Annotated in this window: 3 protein-coding genes; 1 reads left to right on the top strand and 2 read right to left on the bottom strand. The window is 58.2% G+C overall.

Annotated features, from left to right (window positions below):
* The first annotated feature begins 1180 nt into the window (after positions 1 to 1180).
* A complete protein-coding gene (locus ACTJJK_RS23060) occupies positions 1181 to 1432 on the top strand; it encodes a hypothetical protein (protein WP_440731354.1) in 252 nt (83 codons plus the stop codon).
* 107 nt (positions 1433 to 1539) lie between these two features.
* Here the strand turns inward: ACTJJK_RS23060 and ACTJJK_RS23055 are convergent, their stop codons facing one another.
* Both ACTJJK_RS23055 and ACTJJK_RS23050 read right to left on the bottom strand, forming a co-directional pair.
* On the bottom strand, positions 1540 to 2010 hold the full coding sequence (locus tag ACTJJK_RS23055; RefSeq protein WP_440731353.1) for a tetratricopeptide repeat protein: 471 nt from the start codon (positions 2008 to 2010) through the stop codon (positions 1540 to 1542).
* A 16-nt stretch (positions 2011 to 2026) separates the two neighbouring features.
* On the bottom strand, positions 2027 to 4468 hold a 2442-nt coding region (locus ACTJJK_RS23050), incomplete at its 5' end, for an RHS repeat-associated core domain-containing protein (protein WP_440731352.1).

The following is a 4468-nucleotide window of genomic DNA, read 5'->3' as shown; positions in this document are numbered from 1 at the left end:
TAGACGGAAAGGTGCTCTGACCCGGTTTTTATATCGCACTGCCCTGGTGACAAGGTGTTCCCGGTCAACATGCTTGCTGGCAGCAACGAATGTTGGCGCGATATTGGCTTTGTTGCCGGGATGCCCTACAAGAAAAAAGCCCCGTTGCCGGGGCCTTAAAGATGGCTGCGAAATGTCTATGGATTCCTGAGCGATTCAGACCCCGTTGCCGGCGCCTTTGAGGCTCTGCGGCTACCGCTCTATTTATCGCTGACAGCTTCCATGTGTATTACATGTATGCCCAACTGCTTACAGGAATTTACCGAGATTGAATCTGCGTCCGAAGAAACGAAAGAAATTATTCCGTAGATTTTAACGTTCTTCCCGCTAAGTTTTTCGGCTGCCTCGCTCGTCAAGTCATCTTTCTGGTTTATGAGTACTGGGAGGCAGTAATCGCGAGGCGCCGGGGTGCCCGCCCAAGTCGGATAGAGATTCCTGTCTTCGTTGCTCCATTGCAGGCGCCCGCTAATCGATACCCGTCTCGCAATGGCTGGAGAGGGATCCCTAAGGATCTGTGTGGATAATCTTTCTTCATTGGTTTCGGCGACGGCGCTCGCTATGTTTACGCCGGAGAGGGACAAGCCTAGTAGTATGATAAAAGCGGCTTTCATGTGACCTCCGTTAGCTTGTTTCCGGGCTCTTCTACGGACTTAGTCGGTTCTGAAATTGATTGAGACGGCTCTGGATGTTCCGAAGATCATTAAGGGGCAGTGTGCCTCTTAGTATCCTGTACTGGAACTGGCCTTTGTCGATTTCAAGTACGCCATAAACCGAGTTTCTAACTATGTAGCTCGGATATCCAAGCAAAACAGCTTCATGTTCGCCATATCCTGGGATCGATTCAAATTGTTTATCCTTCGGATGGGAATGGCAAATGGCAGCGGTTTCCTCTCTGGTTATCGAAAAATCGCCTTTGACTCCCTTGGCGGTTTCCTGCGTAGGTGTAGGGCGCCAGTGCGAACTGGGCCAGAGTGGCTTCCGACAGGGGCTAGACGGAAAGGTGCTCTGACCCGATTTTTAGCGGAGAAGAATTGAAGCGCGACTGCTTCGCGTATGCGCTGAAATCGGCTGGATCTGCGGCTGGAGGAAGGAGCAGCTTGTCGAGGTTCGTGTCGCACGGCGATCGTCGCGACGACGGGTCATGCTGCGGCGAATTGCCGCTGCCGCCGAAGCGAAGGCAATCGACTTCGACTCCGTTGAGGCGAAGCTCATTTCAGGCGGAAGGTCGACGCACTTGCAGGTCGAGCAGCCTCAGGGCGGACTGGACGTTGCAGACCTCGTTCTGGATGTGCAGGAAGAGATCACATATCAGCTCAACAACGTATCCAACATCGTGCAGACGTTCGTGGATCCTCGCCTTCGCCATGTCAGCGAGCGATTTGCAAAGGGCTAGGCTGCATATTGGTTTCGGCGATCACAAAAGAAAGGCCTCGCTCTCCGAGGCCTTTAAGTTTTTCAATGATTGGTAGCCAGAGGGGCCCTGCTAAGTATTATGGCTAACTACTCCATCTCCCTTAAAAAGTCGGCAGCCTCTTCAATTCCTGCTTCAGCAGCCTCTCGAATCAAGCGCTGTGCCTGGTCTCGACTGCTTGGCCGTTGGGCATCAAGAAGAATCAGTCCATACCTGAACTTCGATCGCATATGCCCTTGAGCAGCGGCTGAGCTAAATAATAGTTCAGCTTGTTTCATATCAATGTCTAACAAGTCACCGCTTTCGTAATACTCACCAAGAGCATGCATGGCCGGTGCGTAGCCAAGTATTGCCGCATCGTTGAGCAAGGAAATACTGCGCCTCTCAAAGTCAGTATCCGATTCCGTACCTGCGATACTAAATGTTGAATAAAGGTAAATCGCTTCTGGCACTAGAAGCTTTACGAGAGGCTCGAGGATGTCCTTTGCAACGGAGCAACTTCCCGAATTTATTTGCTCAATCGCGAGATCGAGCTGATGTCTTAAATAAAGATTGGTCATGGAATTGAACTCAGTTTTACTTGGTTGGGTTTATGCGGTCGCCCTTAGGATTCGTACACCTGCATGTCACGTGGTGGACAGATTTGGCGCCAAGCGCCTCTTTCGCACTCTTTTCGGCGGCTCTCTTTGCGGACTGCAAGTCAGGGCCCTCGCCGTAGCCGAACGCAAACTCCTGGTCATCGATTGAGCAATTGTCTGGGCTTCTTCCATTTCTATCGGCTCGACAGATGCAGGTATATTTTCCGCGCTGCCTCTCTGGGTAAGGCACCGCTCTCGATTGCGTTCGGGGCGTATCTCCCGGGATAGAAAGAGCTAAAAGAGCCGGACTCGCAATTCGAGCGCCAGCCAATAGCCATCCAAGTTCCGGAAGAGCAGGGCTGATGGGAATCGATAGTGCGGCCAAACCATTCGGGTCGGAAAGCGCCAGAGGGCTTCCGCCAACATATGCATATGTGCTGGGGCCTGCATTCAAACCAATGGGGTCGCTTTGAATGTACCGTCCAGAATTCGGGTCATAATCCCGGAAGTAGTTGTAGTTCAGCCCCGTCGCCGCGTCATACCGCTGCCCCGGGAACCGCATATCGAACACGAACGCGGTGCCGTCCTGATCCGGGTCCTGGTTCGGCGGGTTGTTGCCGAAGGCTTCGCCCTTGGCGTCCCAGGTCCAGACCGCGAGGTTGCGGCTCGGGTCGATTACCGCACGCGGGGTGCCCAGGTGGTCGGGTTGCACGTAACGCAGGGTCTGCGCGACGCCGGCGCCGACCACCAGGCCGACCGGGGCGTCGCCCAGCCAGATGGCCTGTTGCTTGGTCGCACCGTTGACGTCGTAGTCGCCGAGCCAATGGCCGGCTTCGTCGTACAGCGTGTAGCCGGTGATCGCACCGGTGGCGTTGTCGGCCCGCGAGACCCGCTCGCCCTTGGCGTTGTAGCGGTAGCTGGCCTTGACCACGCCGGCTTGTTTGACCTGGCTCATGCGGTCGTTGGCGTTGTAGACGAACTCCCTGGCCGTGCCGCCGATGCTGGTGGTGTTGCCGACCGCGTCGTAGCCGCGGCTGACGCCGCCGACGTTGCTCAGGCGGTGACTCGTGCCCGGGTAGGTGTAGTTGGTGGTGATGCCGCCGTGCAGCAGGCTGTTGCGGTTACCGGTGGCGTCGTAGCCGTAGGTCTCCAGCGGCGTGCCGGTCGGGCCGTCGCGGGTGATCTTCAGCCTGCCCAGGGTATCGTAGTCGTACTTGGCCAGGAACGCGCTTTGCAGGCCGTCCTTGAGTTCGGTCAGTTCTCCGACCTCGTTATAGCCATAAGCCAGCGACAAGCCACCGGCGGCGCTGTCGAGGATCGTCTTGGCGCGGTAGTCCTGGTCGTAGCTGCGGGCCAGGCTGCGGCCGTTGCCGTAGGTCCAACCGGTGGCCGGGCCGAACGGTTCATAAGCCGCATTGTTGAGCAGCACCGTGCGCACGCCGCCGGCCGGCTTGATCCCGACTTCGGTGACCTGGTCCAAAGTGTTGCGGACGTAGTCGACGATGGCGTTGTCCGGGTAGGTGATGGTGCGCACCTGGCCCGAGCTGGTGTAGGCGTAGCGCAGGGTGAAGCTGCGGGTGCCGACCGTCTGCACCTTGCGCACGAGCTGGCCCCAACGGTCGTAGCAGTACTTCAGCTCGGTGCCGTCGGCGCGCATCGCGGTCACCCGGCCGAGGGCGAAGTTCTCGCCGGCGGCGCAGACCGTGTTGACCGTGTCGTAGTCGTACTCGACGTCGGCGGCGCCGCCGCTGTACGAGATCGTCTTCGGCCGGTTCAAGGCGTCATAGGTATAGGTATGCGGGCTGGCGTCGTTAGCGTCCTGTTTGCTCGCGAGCAGGCCGGCGCTGTTGTAGCCGTAGGTGGTGATACCCGTGTCCGGGCTCGACAGCTGGACCTGGTCGCCGAAGCCGTTGTAGCCGTAGGTCGTGTCCAGGCCCTTCGGGTCGGTGACCTTGGTGACTTGATCGAGCGCGTTGTATTCCAGCTTGGTCTCGACCGCGAGGCCGCCGACGTCCTGCAGGGTGCGGCTCAGGCGATTAAGCGGGTCGTGGTCCTGGTTGGTGACGCGGCTCAAGGCATCGGTGGTCAGGTCCGGATTGCCGTCGTTGTCGTAGCTGAAGCTGGTCTCATGCGCCAACGAGTCCTTGGCGGTCTGCAACTGCCCCAGGGTGTTGAACACGCGCGACAGAGTGCGCTTCAAGGTGCCGGACGCGGTCTGGGTGTCTTCCTGCTTGCGGTTGCCGGCCAGATCGAGGGTGTACTGGATCCTGTTGCCGGCCTTGTCGGCCACGCTGGTCAGGCGCTGGGCAGTGTCGTAGGTGTAGGTGATGTAGGCGCCGCCCGGCGGGGTGATGCGCTTGACCAGGCCGGTCGGCCAGTACTCGACCCGGGTGATGCGGTCGTCGGTCTCGACGCTGTTGTCGGCGCCTCGGACCTTGGT

It is taken from the genome of Lysobacter sp. 22409, assembly GCF_052045105.1.
GTDB classification, from domain to species: Bacteria; Pseudomonadota; Gammaproteobacteria; order Xanthomonadales; family Xanthomonadaceae; genus Lysobacter; species Lysobacter antibioticus_B.
The sequence above is the reverse complement of the archived record's forward strand: the minus strand, read 5'-3'. Positions and strand labels throughout refer to the sequence as shown.

Bases quoted from the DNA above. Each gene is read 5' to 3' on its own strand.
- ACTJJK_RS23060 (WP_440731354.1), top strand. From the start codon at position 1,181: ATGCTGCGGCGAATTGCCGCTGCCGCCGAAGCGAAGGCAATCGACTTC.
- ACTJJK_RS23055 (WP_440731353.1), bottom strand. From the start codon at position 2,010: ATGACCAATCTTTATTTAAGACATCAGCTCGATCTCGCGATTGAGCAA.